Source organism: Halomonas sp. A11-A (genome assembly GCF_003182195.1).
GTDB lineage: Bacteria > Pseudomonadota > Gammaproteobacteria > Pseudomonadales > Halomonadaceae > Halomonas > Halomonas alkalicola.
This window is the reverse complement of record NZ_QGTM01000019.1, coordinates 1-13,267: the sequence shown is the minus strand read 5'-3', so window position 1 is coordinate 13,267 and position 13,267 is coordinate 1. Positions and strand designations below refer to the sequence as shown.

Annotated in this window: 16 protein-coding genes; 11 read left to right on the top strand and 5 right to left on the bottom strand. The window is 67.3% G+C overall.

Annotation, left to right across the window (positions count from 1 at the left end; all coding sequences use genetic code 11):
* Positions 1-9: 9 nt before the first annotated feature.
* The 6 genes from DER72_RS11805 (at position 10) to DER72_RS11780 (ending at position 4,411) form a co-directional block, all read left to right on the top strand.
* On the top strand, positions 10-486 hold the full coding sequence (locus DER72_RS11805) for an RDD family protein (RefSeq protein WP_110070189.1): 477 nt from the start codon (positions 10-12) through the stop codon (positions 484-486).
* Positions 487-597: 111 nt separating this feature from the next.
* Positions 598-804, top strand: a complete 207-nt coding sequence (locus tag DER72_RS11800) for a (2Fe-2S)-binding protein (protein ID WP_110070188.1) — start codon at positions 598-600, stop codon at positions 802-804.
* A gap of 155 nt (positions 805-959) precedes the next feature.
* Positions 960-1,442, top strand: coding sequence for a bacterioferritin (gene bfr / locus DER72_RS11795; RefSeq protein WP_110070187.1), 483 nt, complete (start codon positions 960-962; stop codon positions 1,440-1,442).
* A gap of 303 nt (positions 1,443-1,745) precedes the next feature.
* A complete protein-coding gene (locus tag DER72_RS11790) occupies positions 1,746-2,804 on the top strand; it encodes an ABC transporter substrate-binding protein (RefSeq protein WP_110070186.1) in 1,059 nt (352 codons plus the stop codon).
* Positions 2,805-2,806: 2 nt separating this feature from the next.
* The gene (locus tag DER72_RS11785; protein WP_110070185.1) at positions 2,807-3,634 is read left to right on the top strand and encodes an ABC transporter ATP-binding protein; all 828 of its coding nucleotides are present in this window, start codon (positions 2,807-2,809) and stop codon (positions 3,632-3,634) included.
* 9 nt (positions 3,635-3,643) lie between these two features.
* Positions 3,644-4,411 carry an ABC transporter permease gene (locus DER72_RS11780; protein ID WP_110070184.1) on the top strand — a complete coding sequence of 256 codons (768 nt, stop codon included), beginning with the start codon at positions 3,644-3,646 and terminating at the stop codon, positions 4,409-4,411.
* 28 nt (positions 4,412-4,439) lie between these two features.
* On the opposite strand, the gene DER72_RS11775 is transcribed toward DER72_RS11780, so the two are convergent.
* The 4 genes from DER72_RS11775 to DER72_RS11760 form a co-directional block, all read right to left on the bottom strand.
* Positions 4,440-4,664 carry a DUF1653 domain-containing protein gene (locus DER72_RS11775; protein WP_110070183.1) on the bottom strand — a complete coding sequence of 75 codons (225 nt, stop codon included), beginning with the start codon at positions 4,662-4,664 and terminating at the stop codon, positions 4,440-4,442.
* Positions 4,665-4,719: 55 nt separating this feature from the next.
* Positions 4,720-5,571, bottom strand: coding sequence for a tRNA cyclic N6-threonylcarbamoyladenosine(37) synthase TcdA (tcdA, locus tag DER72_RS11770; RefSeq protein ID WP_110070182.1), 852 nt, complete (start codon positions 5,569-5,571; stop codon positions 4,720-4,722).
* Positions 5,572-5,583: 12 nt separating this feature from the next.
* The gene (locus tag DER72_RS11765) at positions 5,584-6,357 is read right to left on the bottom strand and encodes a pseudouridine synthase (protein WP_110070233.1); all 774 of its coding nucleotides are present in this window, start codon (positions 6,355-6,357) and stop codon (positions 5,584-5,586) included.
* 86 nt (positions 6,358-6,443) lie between these two features.
* Positions 6,444-7,622: a cation diffusion facilitator family transporter gene (locus DER72_RS11760; protein WP_110070181.1), complete on the bottom strand. Its 1,179-nt coding sequence runs from the start codon at positions 7,620-7,622 to the stop codon at positions 6,444-6,446.
* 171 nt (positions 7,623-7,793) lie between these two features.
* Between DER72_RS11760 and DER72_RS11755 the strand changes: the two genes are divergently transcribed.
* The 4 genes from DER72_RS11755 to DER72_RS11740 all read left to right on the top strand — a co-directional run bounded on the left by DER72_RS11755 (position 7,794) and on the right by DER72_RS11740 (position 11,162).
* Complete coding sequence (locus tag DER72_RS11755) at positions 7,794-8,468, top strand: SDR family oxidoreductase (RefSeq protein WP_110070180.1); 675 nt, start codon at positions 7,794-7,796, stop codon at positions 8,466-8,468.
* 207 nt (positions 8,469-8,675) lie between these two features.
* Positions 8,676-10,274, top strand: coding sequence for a flavin monoamine oxidase family protein (locus DER72_RS11750; protein WP_110070179.1), 1,599 nt, complete (start codon positions 8,676-8,678; stop codon positions 10,272-10,274).
* Positions 10,271-10,687, top strand: coding sequence for a cytochrome c (locus tag DER72_RS11745; RefSeq protein WP_110070178.1), 417 nt, complete (start codon positions 10,271-10,273; stop codon positions 10,685-10,687). Before DER72_RS11750 ends, DER72_RS11745 begins: the two co-directional genes overlap by 4 nt.
* A 1-nt stretch (position 10,688) precedes the next feature.
* Positions 10,689-11,162, top strand: a complete 474-nt coding sequence (locus tag DER72_RS11740; RefSeq protein ID WP_110070177.1) for a Rid family hydrolase — start codon at positions 10,689-10,691, stop codon at positions 11,160-11,162.
* Between the two features lie 42 nt (positions 11,163-11,204).
* Here the strand turns inward: DER72_RS11740 and DER72_RS11735 are convergent, their stop codons facing one another.
* Positions 11,205-12,524, bottom strand: a complete 1,320-nt coding sequence (locus DER72_RS11735; protein ID WP_110070176.1) for a glycosyltransferase — start codon at positions 12,522-12,524, stop codon at positions 11,205-11,207.
* 155 nt (positions 12,525-12,679) lie between these two features.
* Here DER72_RS11735 and DER72_RS11730 point away from each other — a divergent pair, with 155 nt between their 5' ends.
* A complete protein-coding gene (locus DER72_RS11730; RefSeq protein ID WP_110070175.1) occupies positions 12,680-13,099 on the top strand; it encodes an STAS/SEC14 domain-containing protein in 420 nt (139 codons plus the stop codon).
* Positions 13,100-13,267 lie beyond the last annotated feature (168 nt).

The window sequence follows — 13,267 nt, the reverse complement described above, 5'->3', positions numbered from 1 at the left end:
GGAACTTCCATGCAACGACGTTTCGGCAACCTCGATGACGTCTGGCCGGCGGGGTTCGCCCGCCGGCTGGGCGCCATGGTCTATGACAGCTTCCTGGTGGCCGCCATCTGGATCCTGGTGGCCGGCCTGCACCTGACGATCGGACGCCAGCTGCTGGGGATCTCCGCCGAGCAGGTGGGGGACGGGCCGTTCTGGGTGCTGTCGCTGCAGCTGCTGCTGCTGCTCTCGGCCTTTGCCTTCTTTGCCTTCTTCTGGACCCGCGGCGGCGTGACGCTCGGCATGCAGGCCTGGCGGCTGCGGGTGCAGACCCCTGACGGCCGCTCCATCACCCTGGCCCAGGCGGCGGTGCGCTTCGTGGTGGCCTGCCTCTCGATCGCCGCCTTCGGCCTCGGCTACCTGTGGATCCTGTTCGATGCCGAGCGGCGCAGCTGGTCCGATATCGCCTCTGGCACCCGGGTGGTGGCACTGCCCAAGCCGGCGAAGTAGGGGGCGAGCCGCGCGGGGTTGATCCGGATCAGACATTTGTCGATTCCCGCTTGCAGGGGGCTATGCGAATCATTTACATTTACCTCAGCAGTCGTCAGCGAGGTGATGTCGATGTACGTATGTCTCTGCAAGGGGGTCTCCGACCACCAGATCCGCCAGACCGTCGAGGACGGCGCCCGCAGCTGGCGCGACGTCCAGCGCGAGACGGGCTGCGGCACCCAGTGCGGCAAGTGCGCCTGCCAGGGCAAGGTCATCACCCGCGAGGCGGTGAAGGCCGAGCTGATGGTGGGTGCCGAGGACCTTGCCTACGCCGTCTGACGGAATCGAGATCATTCTCGCTTTCGTTATCATCCTCTTGATTTCATTGGTTTTTCGCCAGAATTCGCTAGACTGGCAAGCAGCGCCTGGCAATGTCGCCCCTGGCATGCCAAGCTGCAGTCACATTTCCCTGACGACAGCCACAAGGTGAATCCATGAAAGGCGACAGCAAGGTCATCGAGCATCTCAACAAGGCGCTGGGCAACGAGCTGGTGGCGATCAACCAGTACTTCCTGCATGCCAAGATGTACAAGGATTGGGGCCTGCAGAAGCTGGCCAAGTGGGAGTACGACGAGTCCATCGAGGAGATGCAGCACGCCGACAAGCTGATCGAGCGCATCCTCTTCCTCGAGGGTATCCCCAACCTGCAGGACCTCGGCAAGCTCAATATCGGCCAGAACGTCCGTGAGATGCTGGAGTGCGACCTCAAGATCGAGCACGAGGGGCGCGCCGACTACATCGAGGCGATCACCTACTGCGAGCAGGTCAAGGACTACGTCAGCCGCGACCTCTTCCGTGACATCCTCGCCGACGAGGAAGATCACATCGACCATATCGAGACCGAGCTCGGCCTGATCGACAAGGTCGGCATCGAGAACTACATGCTCAAGCAGATGCAGATGGCCGGCGAGGAGTAACTCGCCTTCCCTCCTTCTGTCTGCTTCCCCTCACCGGCGCCCTCGTGGCGCCGGTGGCGTTTTGGGGCAGCCCCCCTCCTGAGCGACGCGATGTTCTACGCTGGTGCATAGCCCCCGCCGCGGCGCGGGGCGGTGCGCCATCGCGGTGCTTATGCCGGCGGCGGGGATGCCCTGCCATGGCGCGCCTGCCTTGACCGACAGGTCAGGCCGCCAATCTGGCAGGCTTCCTGCAAAGCAAAGAAGAACAATGCCACCACCCTTCAGGTCGGTGGACCACAACACGATCCGCGCGAGGGCAACTTCATGAGTCGTCACCTCCTCTCCAGGGCCGGGCTGCCGCTCGGCATGATGGGCCTGCTGCTGGCCGGCGCCACCCTCTCCAGTGCCACCCTGGCCGACGAGACCCGCATCCGCTTCCAGCTCGACTGGCGCTTCGAGGGCCCCTCGGCCCCCTTCCTGATGGCCGTGGAGCGCGGCTACTTCGCCGAGGAGGGGCTCGACGTCCAGGTCGACTCCGGCAGCGGTTCCGCCGGCGCCATCAACCGGGTCGCCTCCGGGGCCTACGAGATGGGCTTCGGCGATCTCAACGCCCTGGTGGAGTTCCTGGCCGAGAACCCCGACGGCCCCGGCATTCAGGGGGTCTACGTGGTCTATGACGGCTCCCCGGCGGCGGTCTTCGCCCGCAAGGATCGCGGCATCGAGTCCCCCGCCGACCTGGTCGGCAAGTCGCTGGCCGCGCCCGCCTTCGACACCGGCTACCGCGCCTGGGGAATCTTCGCCGCCGCCAATGACCTCGACGCCGACGGCGTCGAGTGGCAGAACGTCGACCCGACCCTGCGCGAGACCCTGCTGGTGCGCGGCGACGTGGACGCCATCACCGGCTTCTACTTCACCAGCCTGCTCAACCTTGAAGGGCGCGGCATGGGCGAGGAGGAGCTGACCATCCTGCCCTTCCCGGAGTATGGGGTGCCGCTCTACGGCAACGCCATCATTGCAAGCGAGGCCTTCGCCGAGGCCAACCCTGAGGCGGTGGAGGGCTTCCTGCGCGCCTTCAACCGGGCCCTGGCCGAGACCCTGGCCGACCCCGAGGGGGCCATCGACTACGTGCTGGCCCGGGACGGTCTGATCGACGTGGAGCTGGAGACGCGCCGCCTCAAGCTCGCCATCGAGAGCGTGATCGACACCCCGGATGCCCGCGCCCACGGGGCCGGCGCGGTGGACGAGGCGCGTCTGGCCAACGCTATCCAGTTGGTGGCCGACGCCTACGACCTGCCCGAGGTGCCGGCGACGGAGCGGGTCTTCACCTCCCGCTACCTCCCCGCGGAGGAGGCGCGGATGATCTTCCCGGCGCAGGGAGACTGAGCATGACGGCACCCGCCACCCTGACCCCGGAGGGCGCTACGCGCGCCGGGGCGGCCCCCTTCGTGGCCTTCGACCAGGTCAGCCTGGCCTATGACGAGACGGGTAACGCCATCGAGGAGGTATCGCTGACCATCGAGGAGGGGGAGTTCGTCGCCTTCGTGGGCCCCTCGGGCTGCGGCAAGTCCACCTTCATGAAGCTCTGCACCGGCCTGCACGCCCCCACCGCGGGGAGCGTGCGGGTCGATGGCCAGCCGGTGGGCGGGCCGCTGAAGATCTGCGGCATGGCCTTCCAGAGCGCCAACCTGCTGCCCTGGCGCACCACCCTGGACAACGTGCTGCTGCCCCTGGAGATCGTGAAGCCCTACCGCGCCCAGTTCCGCAAGCGCCGGGCCGAGTTCGAGGGCTGGGCCCGGGAGCTTTTGCGCACCGTGGGGCTCGAGGGTTACGAGGAGCAGTACCCCTGGCAGCTCTCCGGCGGGATGCAGCAGCGCGCCTCCATCTGCCGCGCCCTGATCCATCGACCGCGGCTGCTGATGCTCGACGAGCCCTTCGGGGCCCTGGACGCTTTCACCCGGGAGGAGCTCTGGTGCGTGCTGCGCGACCTCTGGGAGGCGCAGCGCTTCACGGTGGTGCTGGTCACCCACGACCTGCGCGAGGCGGCCTTCCTGGCCGACACCGTCTACGTCATGAGCCGCCGTCCCGGGCGCATCCTGGAGCGGCGCCAGATCGACTTCCCGCGCCCGCGGTCGCTGGAAATGACCTTCGAACCCGCCTTCACCGGCCTGGTGCAGGAACTGCGCGCGCGGATCGGCACGATCCGCGGCAGCTGAGGAGTCCCCATGTCCAAGCACAATCGGCTGCTCGAACGCCTGGCCCCCTGGATCGCCGTGCTGGCGCTGATCCTGATCTGGGAAGCCACGGTCAGGCTCTTCAACGTGCCGCCCTTCATCTTCCCCAGCGCCTCGGCCACCGCTCAGGCCCTGGTCACCTTCGCCGGCCCCATCGGGGTGCACTCCTGGCAGACCTTCTGGACTACCATGGCGGGCTTCGGCCTGGGGGTGGCGGTGGGCCTGCTGCTGGGCTTTATCATCGGCTCCTCGCGCTTCCTCTACCACGCCTGCTACCCACTGCTGGTGGGCTTCAACGCCATTCCCAAGGTGGCCTTCGTGCCGATCCTGGTGGTGTGGTTCGGCATCGGCTCGGTGCCGGCGATCCTCACCGCCTTCCTGATCTGCTTCTTCCCCATCGTGGTCAATGTGGCCACCGGGCTCGCCACCCTGGAGCCGGAGATGGAGGACGTGCTGCGGGTGCTGGGGGCGCGGCGCCTGGACGTGCTGCTCAAGGTGGGGCTGCCGCGCTCGCTGCCCTACTTCTTCGCCTCGCTGAAGATCGCCATCACGCTCGCCTTCGTGGGCACCGTGGTGTCGGAGACGGTGGCCTCCAACCAGGGCATCGGCTACCTGATGATGAGCGCCGGCTCCCAGATGCGCATGTCGCTGGTGTTCGCCGGACTGATCGTGATCAGCGCCATGGCCATGGTGATGTACGAGCTCTTCGCGCTGCTCGAGAAGCGCATGACGGCCTGGGCCCACCGCGGGCAGCGCTAAGCGGCCTTCCCTTGGCCGATAGCGTGCCTCAGAACGCCTTTTCGAGTTCGAAGCGAGGGACCGGCTCGCCCTGGACCTCGACCAGTTCGGTGAACATCGCAAGGGGCCTTACCCAGAGGCCGTATTCGCCGTAGAGGGCACGGTAGACCACCAGGGGCTCCTCGGTCTCGCTGTGGTGGGCCACGCCCAGCACCTCGTAGCGGTTGCCCTTGTAGTGCGCGTAGATGCCGGGGACGGGAAGGGAGTGGGTCATGGCGGGCTCCGAAGGCAGGTGTCGGGGGTTGGGGTGTCAGGGCGCGGGGCCCCGCTCAGGGCGTCGTCTCGGCCGCGGCCTTCTTGGCCAGCCGTGCCAGCACCCGGGAGGCGGCCACGAAGCCGAAGCTGCCGGTGACAAAGGTGGCGGCGCCGAAGCCCGAGGCGCAGTCGAGCCGCGTCGACTCGCCGCTGGCGGGCTTGGCGAAGCAGACCTCGCCGTCGCTGCCCGGGTAGACCAGCTGTTCGTCAGAGTAGACGCACTCCACCGAGAAGCGCCGCTTGGGGTTGCGTGAGAAGCCGAAGTCGCGCCGCAGCCGCGCGCGCACCTTGGCGAGCAGCGGGTCGTGCTCGGTGCGGGCAAGATCCGCCACCCGGATGCGGGTGGGGTCGGTCTGGCCCCCGGCGGCCCCGGTCACGGTGATCGGCAGCTTGCGCCGCTTGCACCAGCTGATCAGCGCCGCCTTGGCCACCACGCTGTCGATGGCGTCCACCAGGTGGTCGGCGTCCTCGGGGATCCGCTCGGCCAGGTTGGTAGGGGTCGCGAAGGCGATATCTTCCACCACCTCGATGCCCGGCTGGATGGCCCGACAGCGCTCGGCCAGCACCTCCACCTTGGGGCGGCCGATGGTGCCGTCCAGGGCGTGGAGCTGGCGGTTGACGTTGGAGACGCAGACGTCGTCCAGGTCGATCAGGGTCAGCTTGCCGATGCCCGAGCGCGCCAGCGCCTCCACCGTCCAGCTGCCCACGCCGCCGACGCCCACCACCACCACATGCGCGGTGCGGAAGCGCTCGACGGCGCGGGTGCCGTAGAGCCGGCGGATGCCGCCGAAGCGCAGGGCGTGGTCGTCGGTATCGACGCTCTCCTGGGGAACGACGGCGGGGGAGGAGAAGGGCAGGTCGGTCATGGCAGGTGTCGGTCAGTCGATGGCGGCGGGTTGGAGGGGCGTGCGGGTAGCGTCCACGGCGTCCACCGACAGGTGGCCGGCCCAGCCGAAGCGCCGGAAGAGCGCGCTCATGGTGGCATCCAGGGCGCAGGTCAGGCGCAGCGGCTGCCCGGTGACCGGGTGCACGAAGGAAAGCTCGGTGGCGGCCAGCAGCAGGCGCGGGGCGTCGAGGTGCTCGGCGAAGAAGCGGTTGTGGTTGCCCTTGCCGTGCTTGGCGTCGCCGATGATCGGATAGCCCCGCTGCGACAGGTGGCGGCGGATCTGGTGACGGCGCCCGGTCAGCGGGCGCGCCTCCATCAGCGAATAGCGGCTGCTCGGGTAGCGGTCCACCTGCACCGGCAGCTCCACGCTGTCCAGGCGGCGGATATCGGTCACCGCCTCCAGGGCGGGCATCTCGGCCTTGGGACGGCTGCCGTCCTCCTCGCGCAGCGGGTATTCGAGCCGCTCGGCCTCGGGGCCGATGCCACGCACTACCGCCAGGTAGCGCTTGGCCACCCGGCGCTCGGTGAAGGCCTCGGTGAGCCGGGTGGCGACGCCTGGAGAGAGCGCCAGCACCATCACCCCGGAGGTGGGGCGGTCGAGCCGATGTACCGGGTAGACCCGCTGGCCGAGCTGGTCGCGCAGCCGCTGCAGCAGGAACTCGCGCTCGCCGCGAGCCAGGGCGGTGCGGTGCACCAGCAGCCCCGAGGGCTTGTGCACGGCCACCAGGTGCTCGTCGCGATGGAGTATCCGCAAGGGGTCGCTCATGCCGGTCAGGTCGCCGCCAGGGTCGTGGAGAAAGGGGCGGCCATTGTCGCCGCCCGGGGCGGCGATGTCACCCATGGGGTCTGGGCTCAGCGGGTCGGCGAGGGGAGGGCGGCCAGGCGGCGGATCTCCACCTGGGCGAACCACTCGAGGTCGTCGGCGGCGCGCGCCAGCCGCCGGGCCGTCGCGGCACTCTCCAGCGGCGAGTGCTCGTCGAGGCAGGCCACCACGGTCACCGCTCCCTCCAGGTAGTGCAGCTCCAGGTCGAGGATCCAGGGCCACTCGGGAAGCCCGGCCCAGCGCTCGGTCAGCGCCGCCTCCACTGCAGGGCGCAGCGGCAGGCCCGGCAGGCGGCTGGGGTCGCCCTCGCCGGCGTCGTCCTCGGGGTCGATGTGGAAGGTCAGGTCGGTGAGCGCCGGAAACGCCTGGCGCAGGCGTCGGCTCACCTCGTTGCCGATCTCGTGGCCCTCGGAGACGCTGATGCGCGGCGGGACCACCACGTGGAGGTCGAGCATGGTGTGCCCGGCCGACTGGCGGGTGCGCAGGTCGTGGACCCCCGCCACCCCGGGCACCGAGAGCGCCACCTCGCGCATCGCCTCCTGCTGGGGAACCGGCAGGGCGGTGTCCACCAGTTCGCGGCCCGACTCCCACAGCAGGTCCCAGCCCACCTTGCCCACCAGCAGGCCGACGATCACGGCGGCGATGGTGTCGAGCCAGCCGTGGCCCAGTTGGGTGCCCACCAGGCCCACCAGCACCACGCCGGTGGAGAGCACGTCGGAGCGCGAGTGCCAGGCGTTGGCCTCCAGCAGCTTCGAGCGCAGCCGGCGCGCCACCCGCATGGTGAGGCGGAAGAGCGCCTCCTTGGCCAGCAGCGCCAGCAGCGCGATGAGCATCGCCCAGAGGCCCGGCGGCGGGATCTCGGCGCCGGCCACCAGCCGCTCGATGCTCGACCAGGCGATGGCGCCGGCCACGAAGATCAGTACGCTGCCCAGGAAGAGGGTGGCCAGGGTCTCGATGCGCCCATGGCCGTAGGGGTGGTCATGGTCCGGGTCCTGGCTGCCATAGTGGGTGGCCGCCAGCACGAAGCCGTCGGTGACCAGGTCGGAGAAGGAGTGGATGCCATCGGCCACCAGGGCCGCAGAGCCGACGATGATGCCGGTGATCAGCTTGACCAGGCCGACGATGGCATCGACCCAGATGGCCAGCAGGGTGACGCGGCGGGCTTCCTGAGCCTTATGAAGGGCAGGGCTGTGTTCGGTGCTCGACATGGTGCCAGGCCTCGGGCGGCGTGGTCGATGGGCTAGGGCAGCGGCCCCGGCGGAGCCGCTGCAATGCAAAATAGTACCGAAAGGGTCCACTTTCACGCAACGCTGTCGGGTTGATGTCGCCTCCCCCCTGGGGCACTGTCTTGGCAGGTACCTTCCCGAACAGGAGATCGCATGGCTTCCACCGTACTGATCACCGGCGCCAACCGCGGCGTAGGCCTCGCCCTGGCCCGCCACTACCACGCTGCGGGCTGGGAGGTGATCGGCGTCTGCCGCGGCAGCGGCGATGACACCGCCGAGCTCAAGCAGGTGGCCGCCCGGGTCATCGAGGGTATCGACGTGACCCGCGCCGAGGACGTCGCCCGGCTCGCCGTGGAACTGGAGGGTCGGCGCCTCGACCTGCTGATCAACAACGCCGGCCTGCTCAAGGACGAGCGTCTGGGCGAGCTCGACTTCGACGCCATCCGCGCCCAGATGGAGGTCAACGCCTATGCGCCCCTGCGCGTCACCGAGGCGCTGCTCGGCTGCCTGGGGGAGGGCAGCAAGGTGGCCAACATCACCAGCCGCATGGGTTCCATCGCCGACAACGACTCCGGCGGTCGCTACGGCTACCGCGCTTCCAAGGCGGCACTCAACGCCTTCGGCAAGTCCCTGGCCATGGACCTCAAGCCCCGCGGCATCGCCGTCGCCCAGCTCCACCCGGGCTACGTGCAGACCCGCATGGTCAACTTCGGGGGCCTGATCACCCCCGAGGAGGCCGCCGCCGGCATCGCCGAGCGCATCGCGGCCCTGAGCCTCGCGACCACCGGCACCTTCTGGCACAGCAACGGCGAGCCGCTGCCCTGGTAGTCGATCAGCGTTGCACCGACCGGGCGCCTGGGCCGGGATGAGTCGGCCTGCGCTGCACCGTAGGCGGGCGTGATCCGATGCCGGCTGCCGCTGAGGCCTCGAGGCCATGGGTAGCTGGTGGGGCCAACTCTCTGGTTTATCTGGGAATAGTCTGAATTAGGCATGGTGAATGCAGTGTCTCTCCCGTCAACCACGGGAGAGACATTCATGGATGTGCACGATTCGGGTTCCTCGCTACCATTGACGCGGCGCCACTTCCTGCAGGCGCTAGGTGCAGTCGGAGGCGCTGGCATGATGATGTCGGGTCTTTCGGCATTCGGCATTGGTATCGCCTCTGCCCAGGATGTGCCGCCCACCTTGAGAGGAGAGGGCAATGGTAAAAGCGTGATCATTCTCGGCGCAGGGCTGGCCGGACTGGTCGCGGCCTATGAGCTGGGCAAGAAGGGGTATCGGTGTCAGGTTCTCGAGGCGAGAAGTCATGCTGGGGGACGGGTGCAGACTGCGCGTTCCGGGTTTGTGTTGCCGCAGCTGGGCCAGGAAGATGAGGTCTGTGACTTCGACGAGGGCGAATATTTCAACCATGGCCCTTGGCGCATCCCCTACCACCATCGCTCCACCCTGCACTACACCCGAGAGTTCGGGATTCCCCTGGAAATCTTCGTCAACCACAACGAGGCGGCGTTCGTCTATCGGGAGGCGGCCGGGCCGCTGAGCGGGAAGGCCGTGCGGCAGAAGGAGATCATTGCCGACATGCGCGGGCATGCGGCGGAAATCCTGGCCAAGCACGTCGACCAGGATGCCCTGGAACTGCCCCTGACCCAGGAGGAACGCGAGAAGTTTCTCGAGTTTCTCGTGGGGGAGGGGCAGTTGGAGCGCAGCAGCCTGGACTATCTTGGCACGGGGGGAAGGGGCTACCTTCGGGAGCCCGGCGCAGGGCTCAACCCCGGTGAGGCCTCCCTCCCTCATGGCCTGTCGGCACTCCTGCAGTCCGATCTTCATGGCATCGTAAGCTCCGTCAGTGGCTTCACCCAGCAGAAGACCATGTTCCAGCCCATTGGAGGGATGGACAGGATTCCCAAAGCCTTCGAGAAGGTGCTGGGGGAGGTCATCACCTATGGGGCCCAGGTCACCCGCCTGCAGCAGAACGAGGAGCGGGTTCTGGTCGACTACCGCAGCCGGACGACCGGTGAAAGCCACCAGGTGGAGGCCGACTACTGCCTCTGTACTATTCCGCTGTCGGTGCTGCGTGGCATCGAGAATGACTTTACGCCCGAGTTCAAGGGGGCCATGGAGGCTGTCAGCTACACACCGACCTGCAAGTTGGCACTGCAGATGAGAAGCCGCTTCTGGGAAGTCGAGGACCATGTCTTCGGCGGCCACTCCTTCACCCATAACAGCGAGACCGGCAACATTAGCTACCCCTCCACCGGATGGCAGGGGCAGAAGGGCATACTTCAGGGTGTCTACAACTTCGGCTCCAATGCCGCCCAGTTCAGCGCCCTCGATAAGGCACAGCGTATCGAGAAGGCCCTGAGCGTGGGTGAGAGGATCCATGCCGGCTATCGCCGGGACTTCGAGACCGCCTTCAGCACGGCCTGGCATCTAGTGCCGGAAAACCTGGGCGGCTGGGCCAGCTGGTCCAGCGAGGCGCGGGAGGAAAGCTATCCGCTCCTCAATCAGCCCCAGGGGCGCGTGCTGCTGGCCGGCGAGCATCTCAGCTACATGACGGGCTGGATGGCGGGCGCCATCGAATCTTCCTGGCTGCAGATCGAGAAGCTCCACGAGTTGGCGATGGAGGCCGCATGATTCGTGAATCTCTTGGCATCTGCCCGCGGGCAGCACTGAGAGCGGTGCTGCTCACCGCCGGACTCATGGCGGCCGGTACTGCCGCCACCGCCCTGGCCGATATCTCCGGGGAAGCCGGCTATCAGCAGAACTGTTCGGCTTGCCACATGGCCAACGGCCAGGGAATTCCCGGTGCTTTTCCCGCCTTGGCTGGTAACGGCCTTGTGGCAGGAGATGCCGCTGAGGTACTGCGAATCGTGGTCTATGGTCGGGCCGGCATGCCGGCCTTTGGCGACGAGCTATCTCCAGATGCCCTGGCTGCCATCGTTACCTACATACGCGAGCACTTCAACGCGACACCCACCCGGCTGACGGCCGATGACATTGCCGCCGTCAAGGTGGCATCTACCGCCAGAATGGCACGAGAGGACTGACATGAAAATTCGTTACCTTGCGGGCGCTGCCCTGATGATGACTGCGCTGAGTAGCATGGCTCACGACAGCAATATCGAGCGTCACCCAATTCCCGATTCTGACTTTCCCATCCTGCAGGCGGTTACCCTGGAAAATGTCGAGTTGACCTACTTCAGTGGGACTGTGCCGCGGGCCGGTGAGGATGGCGAGTTCGGCGATACCGAGGCCCAGACCGTTTCCGTGCTGGAGCGTATCAAGGCCACCGTGGAGAGCCGGGGACTTGACCTCGGTGACGTGGTCAAGATGACAGTCTTCCTGGTGCCGACCGAGGAGACGGGCCGCATCGATTTTTCGGGGTTCATGGATGGCTACACCCAGTATTTCGGCACGGATGAGCAGCCTAACTTGCCGACTCGCTCCGTGGTGGGGGTGGCCGACTTGGCCAACCCCGAATGGCTGGTCGAAATCGAAGTGGTAGCCGCCCGCGCTCGCTGAGGCCAGGGGCAGTGGGGCCTGGTAGGGAGCCGCCTTGCCCCGCTATTCCGGTACAGAAAGGCTCTGCCTCCGGTAGAGCATGACGAGTTCTGCCGCCTTAGCATCCTCGTGCCAGCCCGCCGCATGGACGCGGCCCCGCTCGGCCAGTCGGCGGCGCAGGGTGTCGTCGGCCAGCACCCGATTCACCTTGGCGGCGAAGTCGGGGTGGCTCTCCTCGGCGATCAGGCAGCCTTCGCCCTCGACGAGCACCTCCCGGGTGCCCATCACCGCGGTCGAGACCACCGGCGTGCCCAGGGCCATGGCCTCCAGCAGCACCAGCCCCTGGGTCTCGGTGCGCGAGGCGAAGACAAACAGGTCCGCGGCGCGGTAAGCCGCCTGCAGGGGGCCGTCGCGGCCCAGGTAGCCGAGGAAGATCACGGCATCGGCCAGTCCGGCCTCCCGGGCCTGGCGGGCCAGGGCCTCCCGTGCCGGGCCTTCGCCGGTAATGACCAGGCGAGCCTCCGGGTGCCTTGCCAGCACCCGGGGCAGCATCTCGATCAGAAAGCCGATGTTCTTCTCGAAGGCCGTACGACCCACGTAGAGCAGCAGGCGAGCGTTGGCGGGCAGGTCGTAGCGGCTGCGAAAGTCGCATGCCTCCGCCGGTTGAGCGAAGGACTCCAGGGCCAGGCCGGTGGGAATGACCGTCATCGGCGCGGTGACGCCGTAGCGGAGAAGCGCCTCGCGCATGGCGTGGGACGGTGTCACCAGGGCATCGAGCTGATGGCACTGGTGAACCGCCAGGCGCCGGGCGAGAAAGCGCAGCCAGCGCTGCGGCAGCCAGCGCACGTAGTGGTGCAGGTACTCCTCGAAGAGGGTGTGGTAGGTAGCCACCACCGGAATGCCCAGGCGCCGCCCCAGCCGAATGCCTGCCACATGAGCCACGAAGGGCGTCTGCACGTGAATGAGGTCGAACCCCGCCTCTTCCAGCTCCGGCCCCAGGGCGAGCAGCTCCCCGAGGCGCATCATGCGATCCTCGGGATCTCCCGGCACGCCGCGGGACGCGATCCGCAGCACGCCCGGCTCCTCCAACTGGCCGACCGGATAGTCCGGACAGAGCACCACCACCGCATGGCCCAGGCGCTCCAGGGCATCCCGAAAGCTGGCGACGGAGGTGGAGACACCGTTGACCCGAGGGAAGTAGACGTCCGAGATCATCAGTATCTTCAGGGTGGCGTCGCCCCCTCGGTGGCAGGCCAGGTGGCGCGACGTGGGCGCCGCGGCACGCTCGGCACGGAGCTGACGGGCCATGGCGTTGCCGCGAGCCAGCAACATCAGCTGATCGATCTCCGCTTCGCTGAGCGGCTTGCGCGCTTTTCGAGGCATGCGGTGGGACTCTCCTGAGCATTTCACCCATGCTGGCGTGCCATTGTGACGATCCCATGATGCCTTCCTCGCGTTGAAGCATCGGCGGGAAGAGAGGCACGCTATGCTGAAGGCGAACGAGCCGTTGTGGCTCCACGGACCCAAGGAGAGTGCCCATGCTGGATCTGATCCCTCACTCGGCCGAGCACGTCGTGGCGATAAAGGTGGGGGGCGTGGTGACAGGCCCCGAGCTGCAGCGCGCCATCGATGCCATCGAGGTCGCCAAACGCGACCATCCGGTGATCAGCCTGGTGGTCGAGATCGACAACCTGCGCTTCCTGACCCTGACCGCCCTGCTCAAGGACGTCGGCTACGGCCTGACCCAGCTCGGCGACCTCGAGCGCTACCACCGCGCTGCCGTGGTCACCGACCAGGCGTGGATCGAGCATATTGCCCATCTCGAGGAGCGTCTCTTCAAGGCGGTGGAGATCCGCACCTTTCCCCTGCGCGACCACGCCGCCGCCATGGCCTGGGCCGCCGAGCTGCCCACCGGCGCCCACGAGAACCCCGAAGAGGATGGCTACCACGGGGCCTGACCCCTCTGCTGCCGACTAGTCCAGGCGCTGGCGGTTGCTGGGGCTTTATGAATGGCTAAGCCAACGCCAGTGACCTAGGGTGCGTTAACAATTGCTGATGGAGATCGGGCTGATTTAGAATATCAGCATTTTTCGGTGATCTATGCCTCGGCTAATGCTACGTGATGA

Excerpts from the sequence above, each read along its gene's own strand:
- DER72_RS11805 (WP_110070189.1), top strand. The coding sequence starts at position 10 with ATGCAACGACGTTTCGGCAACCTCGATGACGTCTGGCCGGCGGGGTTC.
- DER72_RS11800 (WP_110070188.1), top strand. The coding sequence starts at position 598 with ATGTACGTATGTCTCTGCAAGGGGGTCTCCGACCACCAGATCCGCCAG.
- bfr (WP_110070187.1), top strand. The coding sequence starts at position 960 with ATGAAAGGCGACAGCAAGGTCATCGAGCATCTCAACAAGGCGCTGGGC.
- DER72_RS11790 (WP_110070186.1), top strand. The coding sequence starts at position 1,746 with ATGAGTCGTCACCTCCTCTCCAGGGCCGGGCTGCCGCTCGGCATGATG.
- DER72_RS11785 (WP_110070185.1), top strand. The coding sequence starts at position 2,807 with ATGACGGCACCCGCCACCCTGACCCCGGAGGGCGCTACGCGCGCCGGG.
- DER72_RS11780 (WP_110070184.1), top strand. The coding sequence starts at position 3,644 with ATGTCCAAGCACAATCGGCTGCTCGAACGCCTGGCCCCCTGGATCGCC.
- DER72_RS11775 (WP_110070183.1), bottom strand. The coding sequence starts at position 4,664 with ATGACCCACTCCCTTCCCGTCCCCGGCATCTACGCGCACTACAAGGGC.
- tcdA (WP_110070182.1), bottom strand. The coding sequence starts at position 5,571 with ATGACCGACCTGCCCTTCTCCTCCCCCGCCGTCGTTCCCCAGGAGAGC.
- DER72_RS11765 (WP_110070233.1), bottom strand. The coding sequence starts at position 6,357 with ATGAGCGACCCCTTGCGGATACTCCATCGCGACGAGCACCTGGTGGCC.
- DER72_RS11760 (WP_110070181.1), bottom strand. The coding sequence starts at position 7,622 with ATGTCGAGCACCGAACACAGCCCTGCCCTTCATAAGGCTCAGGAAGCC.
- DER72_RS11755 (WP_110070180.1), top strand. The coding sequence starts at position 7,794 with ATGGCTTCCACCGTACTGATCACCGGCGCCAACCGCGGCGTAGGCCTC.
- DER72_RS11750 (WP_110070179.1), top strand. The coding sequence starts at position 8,676 with ATGGATGTGCACGATTCGGGTTCCTCGCTACCATTGACGCGGCGCCAC.
- DER72_RS11745 (WP_110070178.1), top strand. The coding sequence starts at position 10,271 with ATGATTCGTGAATCTCTTGGCATCTGCCCGCGGGCAGCACTGAGAGCG.
- DER72_RS11740 (WP_110070177.1), top strand. The coding sequence starts at position 10,689 with ATGAAAATTCGTTACCTTGCGGGCGCTGCCCTGATGATGACTGCGCTG.
- DER72_RS11735 (WP_110070176.1), bottom strand. The coding sequence starts at position 12,524 with ATGCCTCGAAAAGCGCGCAAGCCGCTCAGCGAAGCGGAGATCGATCAG.
- DER72_RS11730 (WP_110070175.1), top strand. The coding sequence starts at position 12,680 with ATGCTGGATCTGATCCCTCACTCGGCCGAGCACGTCGTGGCGATAAAG.